We start from the raw sequence: 19,160 nt of genomic DNA, 5'->3' as shown, positions 1-19,160 counted from the left end.
GCGGGATTGTTCCTTCTGATGAAAACCACCAAGACCGGGTTGGTTCCTCAAGAGGATATGGGAACTATCTTTGTAGATGTGCGTACTTCACCCGGAAACAGTCTGGAAGAAACCAAAAGTGTAATGGACGAAATAGATAAGCGTATTCATGACATACCGCAAGTCAGAATGTTTTCTAAAGTGACGGGTAACGGTATGATAAGCGGTCAGGGAGCATCGAACGGTATGTTTATCGTCCGTCTGAAACCGTGGGATGAACGTACGGAAAAGGAAGACGGTATCAATGCTGTTATTAACGAGATTTACCGGCGTACGGATGACATTTCTTCTGCGCAAATTATGGCCTTTGCACAACCGATGATTCCCGGGTATGGGGTAAGTAGTGGTTTTGAAATTTATATCCAGGACCAGAAAGGCGGTTCGGTAGAAGATTTGCTGAAATACACCCGTCAGATGATTGATGCATTGAATGCCCGGCCTGAAATCGGACGTGCTTCGACTTCGTTCGATACAAAATGTCCTCAATTCTTGGTAGAAGTGGATGCCGCCCTTTGTAAGCGGAATGGAGTGTCACCTTCGGATGTCTTGAGTACTTTGTCCGGCTATATCGGTGGTAACTATGCATCCAATATGAACCGTTTCTCCAAACTTTACCGTGTAATGGTGCAGGCTTCACCGGAATTCCGTCTGGATACCGAAGCTTTGAATAATATGTTTGTCCGCAATTCCAACGGAGAGATGTCTCCTGTTAGTCAATATCTCACTTTGACACGAGTCTACGGTGCAGAGTCGCTGACGCGTTTCAATCTGTTCTCTGCCATCTCCGTCAATGGTGCTCCGCAGCTGATAACACGTTCTACGCTTGACAACCAGCGTTTCCCGGAATCCCTTTCAACCGGAGTGCCGTTGCAACTATTGCACCGTCGTCCGGATATTCGTCAAAAGGAAGCTGAACTGGCTGAGGCTTTTTATGCAACGAATCAGGCACGTTCTGCTTTTTATCCCTCTATCACGTTGGGTGGTTCCGCAGGATGGACAAACTCGGCAGGTGGCGCTATAACCAATCCTGGACAGTGGTTGCTTTCCACTGTCGGCTCATTGGTTCAGCCACTTTTCAATCGCGGGCAGAATATTGCTAATTTGAAAGTAGCGAAAGCACAACAGGAAGAGGCGTTACTCACCTTCCGCCAAAGTTTGCTTGATGTGGGCACGGAAGTAAACGATGCATTGGTGCAATGGCAGAAGGCGCAAGGCCGTTTGGCACTCTCCAAACAGCAGGTCATTTCGCTTCAGTCCGCAGTGCGTAGTTCTGAACTATTGATGCGGCACAGTTCGCAAAACTACCTGGAAGTACTTACTGCCCGTCAGACTCTTTTGCAGGCGGAATTATCCGTCGCTTCCAATCGTTTTGATGAAATACAGGGAGTTATTAATCTTTATCATGCATTGGGAGGAGGATACTGATTGATAATAGATGGATTAAAACAAAATTGTTAATAAGTTGATATCAAAGATGCTGAATATATAAACTCCCATCATAATCTTTGTATTTAGCATCTTTGTATATATCAACCAGTTGATTACTGTAATCAAGGATAATATCTTTGGAAGCTTGTGATACGTTTGTCGCCAGAATACCACTTCCCAAAATGCCGGGATTACATACTACACTGTCTTTCCTTATTGAATTCATGGTAAGCTCTACACCTGTGTAATCTTTGATGCCGGCCTTTTCCAGACTGGATGTAATATAGTTGTCCAAGGATGTTTTATCATCTCCGGTCATGAATCCATACCATAATAAACACTTCATTCTTAATAAAGTAGCCTGTATCAGGACATCGAGATAGGTTACTCCAGAATTTCCTTTCTTGTCTATTTCGTAAGGATCGATATGGATGAAAGAGGATGCGGGGAGTGAGGGCAATAACTCTATGGTACCTCTCGAAGAGTCGGTATGATGTATCTCTACAGAGGCACTTAATCCGATTTGTTTGACATAGGTACCCACATTCTCCAGTGCACTCTTTTCTAAATCAAAGAATACAAACCTTTTTGCTTGCTTCCCTAATACATTCATAGCCAAGGCAGGTGAACCTAAATAATTTCCTTTTGCCATCTCTCCGCTTTCCAGTTGGTAATATACAGAATCCTTTAGAGATAGGACCTCATCTGCTTTCGCCAGGAAATGATAGATGCCATATTGTTGCTCCGGGGTTTGTGTCATCGGATAGATGGCACATGCCGAATTGGTCTCTACATATACTTGCGGAGTTTCATTCTTGAGTACTTCACAGAGTATCAGATGTTTCAAGACATCGGGTTGTTTTGCGAAATGAGTGTAAGTTGCCATATCGGTGTATTTAGGAATTGACCAATTCATGAATCGAAGTCGCACCAATAACTTCGGAATTTGGCATGGTGCTTCCTTTCTTTAAATGTTCTTTGTGAATTACATAATTCTACAAATATAAACAGATAGATAATACGGGAAAATAAAAGGGTGCTTTTTTTCTGAAATCATCGTGGACGAATCATATTTTTAGTTAGTTTTGTAGAAATAAAACAAAGAATTATGAAAATGAAGGTCTTGCTATCTGTCATTGTATTTACGCTCTATACTGTTTCTTATGCTCAGAATATGAAAATGATTGATACTAGTATGCCGAAAAAAGATAAAAAGGATGCTGTGGTAGTTGAATATGATTCGTTAACTAATATACGCCCTTATAAAGATGCTTCATATTATAAACAATTTGTTGGGCAAAGTATTTTGTTCTATCCCCGGAATCCAAATTCTTCGGAATCACTACCTAAGTATTATGCTAATTTTCTGACTTCTAATAAGCAGGTTGTTGCCATTGACACTATTTGGCGAAAAAAAAGATCCAACCCTAAACCTAAAGATTATAAATTAAATCAAATAACCTCCAAGAGATATAAACCTCAGTTGGTGAAGGATGATTATGTTACTTTATGTGCTTCTTTTCACGATATACTTGAACAAGGATATAGGATTTTTCCATTTGAAATATATAGAGCAACAAATCATTCTATGGAAAAACATGATGGCATTTTCACACCTTATAATGAGATAGAAGGCAAGAGTTTTAAAATTTTAGATATAGAGCTGTCTGATGCCGAAGTTGAAAAAAATACAATTTTTGCACTACAGTCTGAAGAAGGTGATACTCTTTATTGGTATGCTAAACGTGGTGAGTATGACGGATTCAATTATACTAGGCAACACTATCCTGTCATTGTATTAGGATTTATGGATAAAATGAAACAGTTGTTTTTGGATAAAGACATATACATTAAAAATATTCATCCGATTAATAAATATAAATGTATGGAAATAGCCTATTCAGGCAGTGAAGATACTTATATGGTTCCTTCATTTGTTCTGAAGAATGATAGTGCCGATTTGATAATGCCATTATGTGAGAGTCCATCTCTATTTTCATACGAAGTAAGCATATTTGATAATCAGAAAAGAATGACTCAGATGTATTTCTATAATTTGGATGTTGTCGAAGCAGAAGTTTATGAGGAAACAATGGAAAGAGAAAGACTTGCTAAAGAAGAATTATTGATGAAGGAAAAGTTAGCACAAGAAGAGGCAAAGAAGTTAGCCAGTATAAAAAGACAACAGAGAACTAAAGAATTATATAAGAAATACGGAAAAGCTACGGCGGACTTGATATTAAAAGGCCAAGTGTGCATTGGGATGACTAAGGCTATGGTTTTGGAGTCATGGGGGCATCCTTCGGGTGGCATTAATAGAACTACCGGTGCATGGGGGACACATGAACAATGGGTATATGGAGTGGGACAATACTTGTATTTTGAGAATGGAAAATTGACAACTATACAAAATTAGTCTGTTCTTGTTTTGTATGAGCAGTCTGTAATTTTAACAAGGGAGACACAATGAAATATCAGTCTTTCTTAAACCACCTGTAAACCCATTTACCCACCTTCTCGTAATGCCGGGTTTCGGTATCAGTATATAGTTTAGAGAAGAACGACGTATCTAATGGTTCTCCCGATTGGTTCGGATATAATACGATTAAGCTATTGTTGGAGAAGTATTTCCCAAGCTGTCTCGGTAGTTTCTCAAAAGAACTGTCGTAAGAGAGAGTTCCCGGTCGTGCACTGATAATAACTAATAAATGGTCGTAGCTTACTTGTCCTGTTAATACCAGCAAGTCATTCCAGTCTTCTAAAAGGGAGAAATCGGTAAGTGTCTGTTTATGCCGTTTCTTTATCCACGTTTGCAGGCGTATGGTCGTTTTTTCATTGGCAAAGAAATGTACCCGGCATCCGAGGGTACTTCCCATTCGACAGAAATGTTCCATCCAATGAGGAAAACCGGATTCGTATTCGGCTTTAGGAGGGACGGCAATGACAATTCGTTTGATTGTATGGACTGGTATTAGAAACTTAGAGATAATTATCTCACAGTTTAATCCATTCAATAAGTGCTCGGCAAGTATTCCAAAGTATGAGTCTGTGATATTTTTCTTACGATGCAGACCGGTGATAATACTTGTAATCTCATTTTCTTTGACTGAATGTATAATGCCGGAAGCTATATTCAAATCATACCGTGTGACTTTCTTTAGTGGTACATTTGCTTCTGTTGCTGTCGTTTCCGCTTTTTCCAGGTAATATTTGCTTCGAAGTCGTAGATTATTGGAATTATTATTGTCGTTGATTACATTGAGGGCCAGTAAATTATCTTTCAATTTAGAATCACGTATGATTAGAGACAGATTCACCATGTCCTCGATAGTGTCCGGGTTGGCTATGGATACTAAAATCTTCTCTGTTTCTTTTGAAGATTCATTTTCCGATAGTGAGTCATCCATTGCCACTTTTCTGGCTGCCCGTTCGGTAATCAGTGAACTCACTACGCAAGTAACCAGAATAAGCAAGACTGTTCCGTTCAGTATATCATCATTCAATAAACGTTCACCGGTGGGCAGAATAATGTTATAGCCAACTAACACAGCCGCCAATGTGGCCGCCGCCTGTGCATTACTCAAACCATACATCAGATTTCGTTCAAGAACAGACATCTTGTATATTTTTTGTGTGAGCCAGCAAGCAATCCATTTACCAGTCAGCGCCATGGTTATCATCACGGCGGCAACTTTTAAAGCATCCCCTTCTCCGAAAATAACACGTAAGTTGATTAACATTCCCACTCCGATAAGGAAATAAGGAATAAAAAGTGCATTACCAACGAACTCTAAATGATCCATCAATGGAGAGACGTGTGGTATGAGCCGGTTAAGTACCAGCCCTGCGAGAAAGGCTCCCAAGATACCTTCCATACCCACAAGCTCCATCAGCCCTGCCCCTAAAAAGACCATTGCAAGCACGAAAATAAATTGCATCACGTTGTCATTGTATCGGTGAAAGAACCAACGACCGATGCGCGGAAAGAAATAAATGATAAGTGCCCCTAGAAAGATTACTTTTACTACCAGCCAAATCCAAAACAATCCTCCGGTTTCTCCTTTGAACAATCCGCCGATAACAGCTAGGACCAGTAGTGTGAGTGTATCCGTCACGGCCGTTCCTCCTACGGCAATACTTACACTACGATGGCGTGATATGCCGAAACGGGTAACAATAGGATAGGCCACGAGCGTATGGGAGGCATACATGCTGGCTAATAATACAGAGGTGATTACACCATATTTCAGATAAGATACATTTGCCAAGAATCCAATCCCGATGGGAACGATAAAAGCCAGTAATCCGAGCACTAATGCTTTGTTTCGCGTCTCTTTGAAATCTCCCATATTCATTTCCAGTCCGGCCAGGAACATGATGTAATAGAGTCCGACTTTCCCGAATAACTGAAAACTGTTGTCTCGTGCCAGAATATTAAATCCATGTTCGCCAATAGCCAGTCCTGCCAAGATCATACCGATAATATGAGGGATGCGTAGTTTATTCAATAATATCGGAGCAAACAATATAATCAAGAGTACAAGGAGAAATATCCATGTAGGGTCGGTGATAGGGAATGTTAAATCAAGGCCAATCCAATCCATAATTTGATGAGTTCGTGATATTTGTTCCGCAAAATAACTTAAAAAAATGCTTCTAAAAAAGTATTAGTTAATAAAATTAGTCATTTATTTTTTCTCCAGATTCATGATCGACGGAATGAAGAATGCAAGTGTTCCCGTTATCACAATGGCAATACCGCATATGACAAAGATATTGGCTATGCCGATAGCGTCTGCTATAAATCCGGTTGCCAGTAATCCTAAAATAGAGGGCAATAAACTGATACTGTCGAACAAAGAGAATACGCGTCCCAAGAAAGATACTTCAATTTGTGTTTGCAGCAAAGCTGTAAACGGACCGGAATAAAACGGCATGGAAATACCCTGTACAATCGCAAATATGGCATAGATAATAAAGGCTGAAGGAGGAAGTATTCCGGAAACGAAAATAGAGACTCCTATGATGATATAGGATATATTTATCATAACTACCTTTCGGATACGTGGATTCCATATTCCCAGTAGAATACCGCCTACTAATGCTCCTGAACCAAAAAGTAGTTCTATCAAACTAACCTGATAAGCTGTTCCCGAGAAGTTTTTCAGGGTCATCAGCGGTATCAAGGCAACAACAGGCATGATGAAGAAAGTGATGAGTACTTCAGTGATCATCACCCATTTCAAACCGCAGTTACTACAGATTGCCTGAAAACCTTCCTTCATATCCCGGAGTACATTATTGGTCGTTTCCGTTTCTGTTTTTTCCGGGTTAGGGATGAATACAAACATTAGTGTCGTACAGGCTATAGCTGCTCCGGCAACATCGAGCAACATGACTACACTCATATTTGTACTGACAATCAATGCAGCACCTAACACAGGACCGCAAATATTACATAAGGCCTGTATCGTCTGATTAATACTGGCAATTTGCGTCAGTTCTTTTTCTGGAGCAAGTAGCGGTATGGATGATTTCATGGCAGGCGCATGGAAGGCACTTCCGATGGAACGGAGCATCAGCAGCAGATAAATCTGCCAGATCTCGATAACGTCCAGATAGAATAGTAACGCAATAATACCCGAACAGAGTGCTACGAAACTGTCAGCCAATATCATAGTCCATTTCCGGCTCCACCGGTCGACAAAAACACCGGCAAAGGGGCCTAATACAACTTGAGGCAAAAGTGCGGCGATGGTGGCCAATGAGAGCACTTCTGCCGAACCGGTCTCTAGACTGATCCACAGAACGATGGCAAACTGGGCAATGGAACTGCTAAGAATAGAAAATAATTGTCCGGACCATATAATGATAAACTTCTTTTTCCAATTATTCATAATACTTTATTGATTATGGATGATGATAAGGGTATTGCCGGTCTGTATCTAAAAATGGCAGAGGGAAGATACCGTTATGATTAAATAATAAACAATTGATTGAGAGAAATGACTGTTGAATTTCTCTATTTTCCTGTAATGGAGGAAAGATATAAAGGAACGGAAGCCCAGCTAAGAGAGCTCCAAATGAGATACGGATAGGATGAATTGACAGATAACTCTCATATTCTCTGGTTCAGTTTTCGATTCGGCAAATGTAGACAAAAAATGTCGTTCCTCTGCAAACCGGGTTCATAAAAAAAGAAAATTAGTCTTGAAATAATTTTTATAAGGCTCTAATAAAATTCTAATAGCGTTCTAACAAATCTCTAACAGGCTTCCGGAGCATCCCTATTTACCTTTGCGTCCGAAAAAAGATTCCAACTATATTTTTATGAATAATGATGAAGAAGAAAAATTTGCAAATGCTTTTAATTTGCGGTGTATTGCTAGTTACCGCATGCAAGAGTAAATCAAAGGAAGAACCACAAAGTGGTTATCGTATGGAGGGGGACACCGTGCATGTTACAGATTGTTTTTTATCTGAAAAGATAAAAATAACCGATGTCAGGCTTGAGCCTTATTCCAAGGAGGTAATCACTTCCGGGGTGGTACGTCCTATTCCTACCCGCTATGCCTGTATTGCTTCACCTTTTGCGGGAAGAGTTATAAAGTCGTATATACAAATCGGGCAACTGGTGGACCGGGGAACCCCTTTGTTTGAAATCAGTTCACCGGATTTTACTACGGCGCAAAAAGAATATTTCCAGGCACTTTCGTCACGCGAGCTGGCAAAGAAGGATTTACAGCGCAAAGAAGACCTGATCAAGAATGGGGTTAGCTCGCAGAAAGAACTGGAAGAGGCACAGAATGCGTTGCTTATTGCCGACAAAGAGTTTGAAAATGCTTCTGCTGCGTTGATAGTATATCAGGTAGAGCATCCGGAGAATATGACATTGGGGCAACCTCTTGTGGTTCGTTCACCTATTTCGGGAGAAATTATAGAGAATAATATTGTGACCGGACAATACCTGAAAGATGATACTGATCCTGTTGCGATAGTGGCGGATTTGTCGGAGGTATGGATTACCGCTCAAGTGAAGGAAAAAGACATTCGATTTATCAATGCAGGCAGTAGTTTGGATATAGAAGTGTCGGCATTGCCAGGCATGGTGATTAAAGGAAATGTTTATCATGTAGAAGAGGCGGTTGACGAAGATACAAGGTCTATAAAAGTACTTTCGGTTTGTGATAATTCGAAAAAACAGTTGAAATTGGGTATGTATACTACTGTCCATTTTCGTAGTACTCCTATTGAACAGGTTCAGGTTCCGGAGAGCGCATTATTGCAGGGAGAGAAAGACAGTTACGTGTATGTGCGGATTGCTCCGGGTGTCTTTGTCAGGACATCGGTAGAAGTAGAAGCAACCAAAAACGGATTTGCCATGATAAGTAATGGATTGCACGCGGGAGACAAAGTCATCAGTGAAGGGGGATATTATTTAAAATAAGAGATTATGAAGAAGGATTTGATGCTTTCAATTATACAGAAAAGATGGGTGATGCTTTGCTTGTTCGTGATGATGTGCATTTTCGGATATTACTCATGGATGCAGCTTTCGATAGAAGCCTATCCGGACATTGCAGATGTTACATCGCAGGTAGTTACCCAAGTGCCGGGATTGGCTGCCGAAGAAGTGGAACAACAGATCACTATTCCTTTGGAACGCGCCATCAACGGTCTGCCCGGCATGCATGTCATGCGTAGTAAAAGTACGTTTGGACTTTCTATGATTACGATTGTATTTAAGGATGGGACGGAAGACTACTGGAGCCGTCAGCGGGTACAGGAAAGACTGAATGAAGTGGAGCTACCTTATGGTGCAGTTCCGGGACTCGATCCGTTGACGTCACCTGTGGGAGAGGTCTACCGTTATATTATAGAAAGTGACCAACATTCACTTCGTGAACTGACTGACCTTCAGAATTGGGTGATTATTCCCCGCATTAAAGAAGTTTCGGGAGTGGCGGATGTGACAAACTTCGGAGGTATTACCACCCAGTTCCAGGTAGAAATAGATCCGTATAAACTGGAACAATATCACTTGTCTCTTAGCCAGGTTATTGAGGCTATTGAAAATAATAATGCCAATGTGGGCGGAAGCATATTGAACAGGGGAGACTTGGGGTATGTGGTACGTGGTATCGGTTTGATTGAGAACTTGGACGATTTAGGCCACATTGTAGTTAGTACGACTTCCGGAGTTCCTGTTTTTTTGAATGATATCGGTTCTTTAAAATATGGAAATTTGGAGAGGAAAGGCATATTGGGATATACCGATCGCACTCGTGATTATTCGGAAAGTCTGGAGGGAATCGTGCTTCTTTTGAAACACGAGAATCCGTCTAAGGTACTGGACGGCATTCATGCGGCAGTAGATGAATTGAATAATGAAACTTTGCCGGAAGGGGTGCGGATACATACTTTTCTGGATCGTACCAGTCTGGTAGACACCACCTTGAATACAGTTTCTCATACCTTGCTGATGGGAATGGCATTGGTGATTATTGTGCTCATTCTGTTTTTGGGCAACTGGCGTGGAGCATTGCTGGTTTCAATCACTATTCCGGTATCTTTGCTTATCGCCTTTATCCTGATGCATCTCACAGATATTCCCGCCAACCTTCTATCGCTTGGAGCTATTGATTTTGGGATCATTGTGGATGGTGCTATCGTTATGCTGGAAACGATTCTCAAGAAACGTGAGGATCATCCCGGACAATATATCGAAGAAAAAAGTATCGCGCAACGTGTCAAAGAAGTAGGGCGCCCGATCCTTTTTTCTACCATCGTCATAATTACAGCCTATTTACCGTTATTTGTTTTTGAACGTGTGGAACGTAAACTTTTCACTCCCATGGCATTTACAATGAGTTATGCTATGATTGGAGCTCTTTTAGTCGCCCTTCTGCTGATCCCGGGACTTGCTTATGCTATTTATCGTAAGCCGCGCAGGATTTATAAGAATAAATGGCTGGAAAAATTGAAGGATAAATATACCGGTGCGATAGTGAAACTCATAGAAAAGCCAGTGAATATAATCATCCTTTCGTGCCTGATTCTGATAACAGGTATCGTGTTGAGCGGTGTTGTCGGGAAAGATTTTCTTCCTGAACTGGACGAGGGCTCTATCTGGTTGCAGGTGAATCTTCCTCCCGGTATTTCTGTTGAGAAGTCGAGAGAGATGTCCGACACACTTCGTGCCCGTACGATGAAATATCCCGAAGTTACTTATATCATGGTTCAGGCAGGAAGAAATGATGATGGCACAGATCCGTTCACCCCTTCGCATTTTGAGGTGTCTATTGGTATGAAACCATATGATGAATGGCCGAAAGGAAAAACCAAGCAGGATTTGATTCATGAATTGGAAGAAGAATATAAGACGCTGCCCGGTTTTAGAGTCGGATTCAGTCAACCGATGATAGACGGGGTGATGGATAAAATAGCCGGAGCACATAGCGAATTGGTTGTAAAAGTATATGGTGAGAATTTCCGGGAAACACGTCGTATCGCGGAAGAAATAACCCGGGTGTTGGGAACGGTGAAGGGGGCCGTTGATTTGGATATTGATCAGGAACCGCCCTTACCTCAACTGCAGATCATTATGAACCGGGATGCGATTGCCCGATACGGGTTGAATGTGTCTGATGTAGCTGATTTGATAGAGGTGGCAATCGGAGGTAAAGCTATTGCGCAACTTTATCAGGGAGACCGGCAGTATGATATCACCTGTAAATATAAAGAAGCAGTGCGGGATACACCCGAAAAGATAGCCGGACTGATGCTAACCTCTTCTACCGGAGCTGAAATACCTCTTTCACAGGTAGCCGATGTGAAATTGAGTGTCGGAGAAAGTACGATCACTCGCGAAATGAACAGACGTCATCTGACGGTAAAGTTGAATTTGCGTGGGCGCGATTTGGCCTCTTTTCTAAAAGAGGCTCAGGAAGTTATCAATCAGAAAGTACAGTATGATAGCAGCAAATACACAGTCAAGTGGGGAGGTGCCTTTGAAAATCAGGACAGAGCCTATACCCGTCTTTCTGTCATCCTTCCGTTGACACTGATGTGTATGTTTATTTTGCTTTATGCTACGTTCGGGAAGTTCCGGCAAGCCGGACTGGTATTGTCCATCGTTCCGTTGGCACTTTTCGGCGGGATGCTCGCGCTCAATATACGTGGTATGACCTTGAATGTATCGTCTGCTGTGGGTTTCATTGCTATGTTCGGGCTTTCCATCCAGAACGGAATTATTATGATATCCCAGATAAATAGTTTGCGCAAAGGAGGAATGGAACTTCGGAAGTCTGTTGTCGAAGGGGCACGCCAACGGTTCCGCCCCATCCTGATGACTTCCGTCACAACAGTGCTCGGACTATTTCCCGCTTCTCTGGCAACAGGGATTGGCAGTGATGTGCAACGTCCTTTGGCAACGGTCATTGTCTATGGATTGATGTTCTCATCACTCATCTCCATGTTTGTGCTTCCGGTTTTTTACTATCTGATTGAGAATAACGTTTTAAATAAAAAGAAGAATGATGAAAAAGAATATACACTTTAATAGCTTGCTTCTTTTGCTGCTTGTGGAAGCGATGACTGTTCATATTTTTGCGCAGATTTCCGTCGGACACCCACAACAGAATATTTCTTTCGAAGAATATCTGAACAGGGTAGGAAAGAACAATCTGGATTATCTGGCAGAAAAGTTGAATGTGAGTATAGCTGATGCGGAAGCTATTGCCGCAAAGGTGTTTCCTGATCCGGAACTCGGATTTGAAGCTGGTAATGAAACTTTTTCGTTGGGACTTTCCTATTCATTGGAATTAGGAAAAAAACGAGAGGCGCGAATTAAACTGGCACGAAGTCAGGCAGCGTTTGAGAAGTTGATGATAGAACAGGGATTTCAGGATTTGCGAGCCGAGGCAGCCAATCTTTTTCTGGAAGCTATTTTGCAGAAAGAGCTACTTGGAGTGCAGCGAAGTTCTTATGAATATATGCTGCAATTGAGCCGATCGGATAGTTTGCGTTATGCGGCAGGAGAAATTACGGAGAATGATGCCCGTCAGTCGAAACTGGAAGCCGTTACTTTACTCAATACAGTTTACGGACAGGAAGCAGCATATCAGTCTGCATTGGTTATGCTTAACAAACAGATGGGCGTGACAGCGGATACTCTTCATATCCCGTTTGGTAATTGGGAGGAACTGAACCGTGAGTTTATACTGTCAGAACTAATCAAAGTTGGTTTAGACAATCGTATAGACTTACTTGCAGCTCAAAAAAGTACCGAAGTTACTGCCCGTGCGTACAAGTTGACGAAGGCAGAGCGTCGTCCGGACATTGGTCTGTCAGTCTCTTATGAAAGAGACTGGAACGGTTTTCTTCCTCCGGCGCGTTCTGCTACCGCAGGGATATCTATTCCGTTGTCCTTCTCAAATATGAATAAAGGAGCAGTCAAAGCAGCTAAATTCCGTATTGCTCAATCTGAAATATTGGAAAGAGAGATGGAATTACAAATACAGGTGGAGATTACTCAAGCATGGTTCTGCCATGAAGCGGAAAAAAAGAAGGTAGCCCAGTTTAGGTCGGGGATGCTCGAAGATTCACGAAAGGTGCTTGATGGGATGGTTTATAGATACAAACGTGGTGAAACCAATATTTTGGATGTATTAGTAGCTCAACGTACCTATAATGAAGTACAGCAGGAATATCTTGAAACCATGAAAGGATATGTAGCTTCTTTGGTGGAATTAGAGAAGTCTTGCGGTATTTGGGACATACGTTTTTAAATATACGATGATTTTATCCGGCTCTACTTTTACTAATAATAGCAGTGCCGGATATGTCTACTCTTCGAATCCTAACTTATGTTCCTGTGTTTCTGTCTCAAAATACCCGTTTCAATTTCGCTCTTATCCGGCTTAAACTTACCGGAGTTATTCCCAGATAAGAGGCAAGACATTCCAGTGGTACTCTTTGTAATAGTTCCGGATTATTTTGTATCAGTTTCATATACCGTTCGGATGCAGTGGTGAATAAGAGAGAAATAAGTCTTTCCTCTGTTTGCAGGAACTCTGATTCGGCAAACTTGCGTCCCCAGTTGGCAACATGGATATCTTCCTTGAATAATTTGTGTAAATCTTTGCGCTTTAATAGATATAACATCGAGTTTTCCATTAGTTCCATTGACTCATATCCCTGTTGATTATTTACATAACTTTTCAATGAGACAATGGTAGACCCTTCTTTCCCAATCCAGAACGTTACCTCTTTTCCGTCTACGGGAATATAAGCTCTGGCAATCCCTTTTTCGATGAAAAAGATATTCGTTTCGGTCTTACCAGCCTCCAATATATGATGGCCTTTGGGGTATGTGACCTTTGACAGACGCTTAACCACCTTATCCACCGAAGCCTCCGGCATCCGATATATCCTGTTTATAATCTCGTGTATATCCATATCGCATTGAATCATTAGTCTGCAAAAATACAAAAAGTTACATTAGGAAAAGAAGAATTGACGATACTCTTATACCGTCATTTCTTATCAAATGTAAAGTGAAAGCTCCGGGCATCCTGTTAATTTTGCAGTCTGATATTAAAATAGAATGATATGAATTGGATTATATTGATTATTGCCGGACTGTTTGAGGTTGGTTTTACTTTTTGTCTAGGCAAGATTAAAGGAGCAACGGACACTGACTTTTATTTGTGGGGGGCGGGATTTGTAATCTCTGTAACCTTGAGTATGTTCCTGCTGGCAAAGGCTGCGCAAACATTGCCTATCGGCACTGCATATCCTGTTTGGACAGGGATAGGAGCAGTGGGGACTGTATTGGTCGGTATCCTGTTCTTTCACGAACCGGCAACTTTGGGTCGTTTGTTTTTTATGACGACTTTGATTATTTCAATTGTAGGGTTGAAGCTGATATAATCAGACGAATAGGATTTTGTGTTTTCGCTTAATTTTTTGAGGATATTGCTGTAAGCCTCTATTGTTTCCTGATAAGTCATGTTCTGCCGTACTGCTATGCGTGAGATCGGTTCACCGGTAGAGATGGCCAAGAATATTTCTCGTTTTTGTTTTGTTCGATGAGCATAAAATATGTTTGTCCGGCTTTTCCTTGTTTTATAGGATAACCTCTAAAGATATATCTGCAAACTAAAATAACCCCTATTTTGTTGTCTTTATACAGTATTGAGTTTTTAGAGAATAAATATATAAATAATGATGAAGATGACAAAGAACTTATTGTTAGGGGTTGCTGCCGTATGTGGCAGCACTTTTCAGGCTGTAGCTTGTACGGGAATCTCGCTGACATCCCGTGACGGCAGTTATGTGCAAGCCCGTACGATTGAATGGGCGCGTGGTGTGTTGCAAAGCGAGTATGTGATTATTCCACGTGGCCAACAGCTCACGTCATTCACCCCTACGGGTGTCAATGGACTAACGTTCACGGCAAAATATGGAGTGGTCGGTCTAACTGTTGTACAAAAAGAATTTATTGCCGAAGGAATCAATGAGGCAGGACTTTCGGCCGGACTATTTTTCTTTCCCCATTATGGTGGTTATGAGACGTATGATGCTGCACAGAACCAGCGGACATTGGCAGACCTTCAAGTGACGGAGTGGCTGTTGTCACAGTTTTCCACTATTGACGAGGTGAAGGCAGCCCTTTCTTCTGTACGTGTCGTAGGACTGGAAGAGACAGCGGTAGTACATTGGCGTATCGGTGAACCGTCGGGGCGTCAGGTGGTATTGGAGATTGTAGGTGGCGTGCCGCATTTTTATGAGAATGAAGTAGGAGTATTGACGAATGCCCCCGGTTTTGAATGGCAACTTACAAATTTGAACAATTACGTCAATCTTCATCCGGGTGACGCTTCCGTGCAAAAAATGGGCGGTATTACGTTGCAACCGACTGGCGGCAACTCCGGTTTTCTCGGTATTCCGGGTGATGCCACGCCTCCTTCGCGGTTTGTACGTGCTGCCTTTTATCGGGGGACAGCTCCGCAACGTGCTACGGGTTTTGATACTGTGCAGCAATGTTTCCACTTGCTTAATAATTTTGATATTCCTATCGGTATAGAACATTCGCAAGGTGATATTCCCGATATTCCCAGTGCTACGCAATGGACCTCGGCTATCGACCTCACGAACCGGAAAGTTTATTATAAGACGGCTTATAACAATTCAATACGTTGCATTGACTTGAAAACTATTGATTTCTCAAAGGTAAGATATCAATCACAACCGTTGGATAAGATACAGGAGCAGCCGGTTGAAATGGTTAAGATTCCCCTGTAAAATGTTGATTGGTATGGAGGTATTCTTGTATAATAGTTGCTCGCATTGAAAATATTCTCAAATAAATGTTGGTGACGTTTTACCCTCACACCCTCACCCTCTATGCTCAATCCATTTATTCATCGGGGTTACAGGTGTGAGGGTAAAGGTGAGAGTAGGTGAGGGTAACTTTTTACTCTCACCTACTCTCGTCCTGATTTGAGTTGACTAATCTTATTCCGTTTTTTTACTAACTTCTTCATTATTACCATAATATCCACTTCCAGGCACATAAATCGGCTGCATGGCTCCACCCATATTTTTCAATCTGCCCTCGTCGCGCAGACGTCGGATATGTCGCATGGCTGTGCTTCTTGCCATTCCGCAAAGATATTGGAAGTCATGTCTCCGCATAAATTGGTGAGTCCGGAAGTATTTCGTCAGTTGCAAGTCAATTTCTTCGTTTGTCAGTTGGGTGAAATCCAGTCCTCCTTTGAGGCTTTTCGCTTTAAGCACACCGAACTCGTTTTTCAATGTTTGGTCAGCGCGAAACTGAATTGCTTTCAGTTTCACTTTAGTTGCTTTCCGTTTGGTACTTATCGTTACGGGTTCCGTAGTGGTCAGGCACGGATGGAAATAACCGATGCCGTTCAGATGAACTTGGCGTCCTTCTGCCAATTCCTGTCCCATGATGTGCGAAAGCGCATCAAGTACGGCTGTGACGTCTGTTTCTGTCAGCGAGCAACGCTCCTGAATACGGCGGCGTAGTACGTCGGTCCCAATCGAACCGTTGTATTTGATGCGCGGATGCAGGGTATTTTCATTTTCTCCCTGCTGTTTGTTTGAAGGCTTCGGGTCTTCATACCAATCGAATAATATTGCCATAGCTTTATATTTGTTTTAAATGAACTGTTCTTGTTATGTATTCTCTTAGATAGTAGTACATTAGTGCTTAATGTTTCTTTTGTTAAGCTCTAATGCTTTGCAAGGGCTCACCTATGTGAACAAAGCTGTTTACGTCTGTGGACGTTTTTGTTTACAATTGATAGCCTGTTTGTTCACACGGGTGAGCCCTTGACAACTACTAAGCAAAGATACATAAATAATAAGGCAAATGCAAATGAACTACGGACATTTATCGGATGAAATGCTTGCTTTCCGGAAGATAAAAGCGTATCTTTACAGGAATTAAATATGCAGATGTAATTGTAGAAAAAATAGACAAAAATTGGATGAAAATTACTTTAATCAGACAAGACAACGGGAGCGGAAAAGAAACTCTTAGCATTTGTGAGGCAGGCACACTATTCGACAAAATGAAGACGGAAACAAAGGCGGGACATATCACGGCTTTGCGGGAGATTATACCGTTGCTGGAAGGTACGTATGCCCGATACGAACATATTGATAAATTGCCATACATCTATTCGGCTGTGGAATATACCCGTACCAAAGAGGGCGAACGGAAGATGAAGCAGTATAATGGTTTGGTACAGTTGGAAGTGAGCCGGTTGGCCGGTGGGTCCGAAGCGGAATTTGTGAAACGGCAGGCGGCGCTTCTGCCACAGACTTTTGCCGCTTTTTGTGGCTCCAGCGGTCGTAGTGTAAAAATATGGGTGCGTTTTGCTTTGCCGGATGACGGAGGGTTGCCGACTAAGGAAGCGGAGGCGGAATTATTTCATGTTCATGCTTATTGGCTGGCTGTGAAATGTTATCAGCCGATGTTGCCTTTTGATATTGACTTGAAAGAACCGGTATTGGCGCAGAAATGCCGTATGACGTTGGACGAATCTCCTTATTATAATCCGGATGCGGTGCCGTTTTGCCTGGAACAACCGCTTACAATGCCGGGAGAAGAGACTTTCCGCCAGCGGAAACAGGGAGAGAAAAATCCGTTATTGCGGTTGCAGCCGGGATATGAGTCGGCGCAAACATTCACGAAGATTTATGAAGCGGCCTTGAACAGGGCACTTCAGGAAATGGAGAATTGGAAACGTGGGGACAACTTGCAGCCTTTACTGGTCCACCTTGCCGAGCATTGTTTTAAAGCGGGTATTCCCGAAGAGGAAGCGATACGGCAGACGATGATTCATTATTATCGCGAGGAAGAAGAGCAGGTGATCCGTTCGATACTGCATAATCTTTATCAGGAATGTAAGGGGTTTGGTAAGAAAAGCAGTATCAGCAAAGAGCAGGAGACGGCTTTTCTGTTGGAAGAATTTATGAAACGTCGGTATGAATTCCGTTACAATACGGTGCAGGACGATTTGGAATATCGGCAGCGCGATTCTATTCACTTTTGTTTTAAGCCGGTGGATAAACGGGTGCGCAACAGTATTGCGATCAATGCTTTGAAAGAAGGGATCAGTGCGTGGGACCGTGATGTGGATCGTTTTCTGAATTCGGAATGTGTTCCTTTGTATAATCCTGTGGAGGAATATCTTTATGAGACAGGACGTTGGGATGGGAAGGAACGTATTCGTGCATTGGCCGGTTTGGTGCCATGTGACAATCCGCACTGGCAGGAATTGTTTTACCGTTGGTTTCTTAGTATGGTGGCGCATTGGAGGGGAGTCGATCGGCAGCATGGTAATAATACTTCGCCTTTGCTGGTTGGTTCGCAGGGGTATCGTAAGTCTACATTCTGTCGCGTTATTCTGCCGCCGGAGTTGCGTTTCGGTTATACGGACAGCATTGATTTCAAAAGTAAACAGGAGGCGGAACGCTATTTGGGACGTTTTTTTCTGATAAACATTGATGAGTTCGATCAGATTAATGTCAGTCAGCAGGGATTCTTGAAGCATTTGTTGCAGAAGCCTGTGGCGAATTTGCGTAAACCATACGGTAATACGATTCGGGAGATGAGGCGCTATGCTTCTTTTATCGGCACCAGCAATCAGAAAGATTTGCTGACTGATCCTAGCGGTAGCCGCCGTTTCATTTGCATTGAGGTGACGGCTCCTATCAATACGAACGTTACCATCAATTACAAACAGCTTTATGCTCAAGCGATGGAAGCTATTTATAAAGGTGAACGTTATTGGCTGAATGATGAAGATGAAAACATATTGAAACAGACTAACCGTGAGTTTGAACAGGCTAGTCCGCTGGAGCAGTTGTTCCACTGCTATCTTAATCCGATAGAAGAGGAAATGGAAGGTGAATGGCTGACTGCCATGCAGATTTTGAGTTATTTACAGACGAAAACACGGGATAAGTTGGCTATTAATAAAGTCGGACAGTTTGGGCGTGCGCTTCAAAAACTGAATATTCCCTGCCGTAAGTCCCGCAAGGGGACGCTTTATCATTTGATGAAAGTGGAGTAATTGATAAAGGGGGGAGAAAGGACGATGAATAGGGGAATACAAGTCGGGTGTTAGGGTAAATCGTGTACAAAAAATAATTGG

13 protein-coding genes are annotated in these 19,160 nt (G+C 42.2%); 8 read left to right on the top strand and 5 right to left on the bottom strand.

The window, feature by feature from the left end; all coding sequences use genetic code 11:
- Positions 1 to 18 precede the first annotated feature (18 nt).
- On the top strand, positions 19 to 1,464 hold the full coding sequence (locus tag I2I04_RS23190) for an efflux RND transporter permease subunit (protein ID WP_229126938.1): 1,446 nt from the start codon (positions 19 to 21) through the stop codon (positions 1,462 to 1,464).
- A gap of 43 nt (positions 1,465 to 1,507) precedes the next feature.
- On the opposite strand, the gene I2I04_RS06745 is transcribed toward I2I04_RS23190, so the two are convergent.
- Positions 1,508 to 2,353: a hypothetical protein gene (locus I2I04_RS06745; protein WP_195654636.1), complete on the bottom strand. Its 846-nt coding sequence runs from the start codon at positions 2,351 to 2,353 to the stop codon at positions 1,508 to 1,510.
- Positions 2,354 to 2,575: 222 nt separating this feature from the next.
- Between I2I04_RS06745 and I2I04_RS06740 the strand changes: the two genes are divergently transcribed.
- A complete protein-coding gene (locus I2I04_RS06740) occupies positions 2,576 to 3,883 on the top strand; it encodes a hypothetical protein (RefSeq protein ID WP_195654635.1) in 1,308 nt (435 codons plus the stop codon).
- A gap of 58 nt (positions 3,884 to 3,941) precedes the next feature.
- On the opposite strand, the gene I2I04_RS06735 is transcribed toward I2I04_RS06740, so the two are convergent.
- A complete protein-coding gene (locus I2I04_RS06735) occupies positions 3,942 to 6,071 on the bottom strand; it encodes a cation:proton antiporter (RefSeq protein ID WP_195654634.1) in 2,130 nt (709 codons plus the stop codon).
- An 84-nt stretch (positions 6,072 to 6,155) separates the two neighbouring features.
- Positions 6,156 to 7,364, bottom strand: a complete 1,209-nt coding sequence (locus tag I2I04_RS06730) for an MFS transporter (RefSeq protein WP_195654633.1) — start codon at positions 7,362 to 7,364, stop codon at positions 6,156 to 6,158.
- A 440-nt stretch (positions 7,365 to 7,804) separates the two neighbouring features.
- Here I2I04_RS06730 and I2I04_RS06725 point away from each other — a divergent pair, with 440 nt between their 5' ends.
- From I2I04_RS06725 to I2I04_RS06715, 3 genes are read left to right on the top strand one after another with little or no spacing between them, the layout of a single operon-like run.
- A complete protein-coding gene (locus I2I04_RS06725) occupies positions 7,805 to 8,914 on the top strand; it encodes an efflux RND transporter periplasmic adaptor subunit (RefSeq protein WP_195654632.1) in 1,110 nt (369 codons plus the stop codon).
- 6 nt (positions 8,915 to 8,920) lie between these two features.
- Positions 8,921 to 12,028: an efflux RND transporter permease subunit gene (locus I2I04_RS06720; protein WP_195654631.1), complete on the top strand. Its 3,108-nt coding sequence runs from the start codon at positions 8,921 to 8,923 to the stop codon at positions 12,026 to 12,028.
- A complete protein-coding gene (locus I2I04_RS06715; RefSeq protein WP_195654682.1) occupies positions 12,006 to 13,256 on the top strand; it encodes a TolC family protein in 1,251 nt (416 codons plus the stop codon). The genes I2I04_RS06720 and I2I04_RS06715 overlap by 23 nt, the downstream gene beginning before the upstream one ends.
- A 97-nt stretch (positions 13,257 to 13,353) precedes the next feature.
- On the opposite strand, the gene I2I04_RS06710 is transcribed toward I2I04_RS06715, so the two are convergent.
- Entirely contained in the window at positions 13,354 to 13,926 is a 573-nt protein-coding gene (locus I2I04_RS06710; RefSeq protein ID WP_195654630.1) for a Crp/Fnr family transcriptional regulator, read from the bottom strand.
- Positions 13,927 to 14,079: 153 nt separating this feature from the next.
- Here I2I04_RS06710 and I2I04_RS06705 point away from each other — a divergent pair, with 153 nt between their 5' ends.
- Positions 14,080 to 14,400: a DMT family transporter gene (locus I2I04_RS06705; RefSeq protein WP_143259950.1), complete on the top strand. Its 321-nt coding sequence runs from the start codon at positions 14,080 to 14,082 to the stop codon at positions 14,398 to 14,400.
- Positions 14,401 to 14,694: 294 nt separating this feature from the next.
- Positions 14,695 to 15,774: a choloylglycine hydrolase family protein gene (locus I2I04_RS06700; protein WP_195654629.1), complete on the top strand. Its 1,080-nt coding sequence runs from the start codon at positions 14,695 to 14,697 to the stop codon at positions 15,772 to 15,774.
- Positions 15,775 to 15,987: 213 nt separating this feature from the next.
- Here I2I04_RS06700 and I2I04_RS06695 read toward each other — a convergent pair whose 3' ends face one another.
- Positions 15,988 to 16,638 carry an HU family DNA-binding protein gene (locus I2I04_RS06695; protein WP_195654628.1) on the bottom strand — a complete coding sequence of 217 codons (651 nt, stop codon included), beginning with the start codon at positions 16,636 to 16,638 and terminating at the stop codon, positions 15,988 to 15,990.
- Positions 16,639 to 16,985: 347 nt separating this feature from the next.
- Between I2I04_RS06695 and I2I04_RS06690 the strand changes: the two genes are divergently transcribed.
- Positions 16,986 to 19,079, top strand: coding sequence for a BT4734/BF3469 family protein (locus I2I04_RS06690; RefSeq protein ID WP_195654627.1), 2,094 nt, complete (start codon positions 16,986 to 16,988; stop codon positions 19,077 to 19,079).
- The last annotated feature ends 81 nt before the right edge of the window (positions 19,080 to 19,160 follow it).

The organism is Bacteroides sp. 1001136B_160425_E2 (assembly GCF_015559655.1).
Taxonomy (GTDB): Bacteria; Bacteroidota; Bacteroidia; order Bacteroidales; family Bacteroidaceae; genus Bacteroides; species Bacteroides luhongzhouii.
The sequence above is the reverse complement of the archived record's forward strand: the minus strand, read 5'-3'. Positions and strand labels throughout refer to the sequence as shown.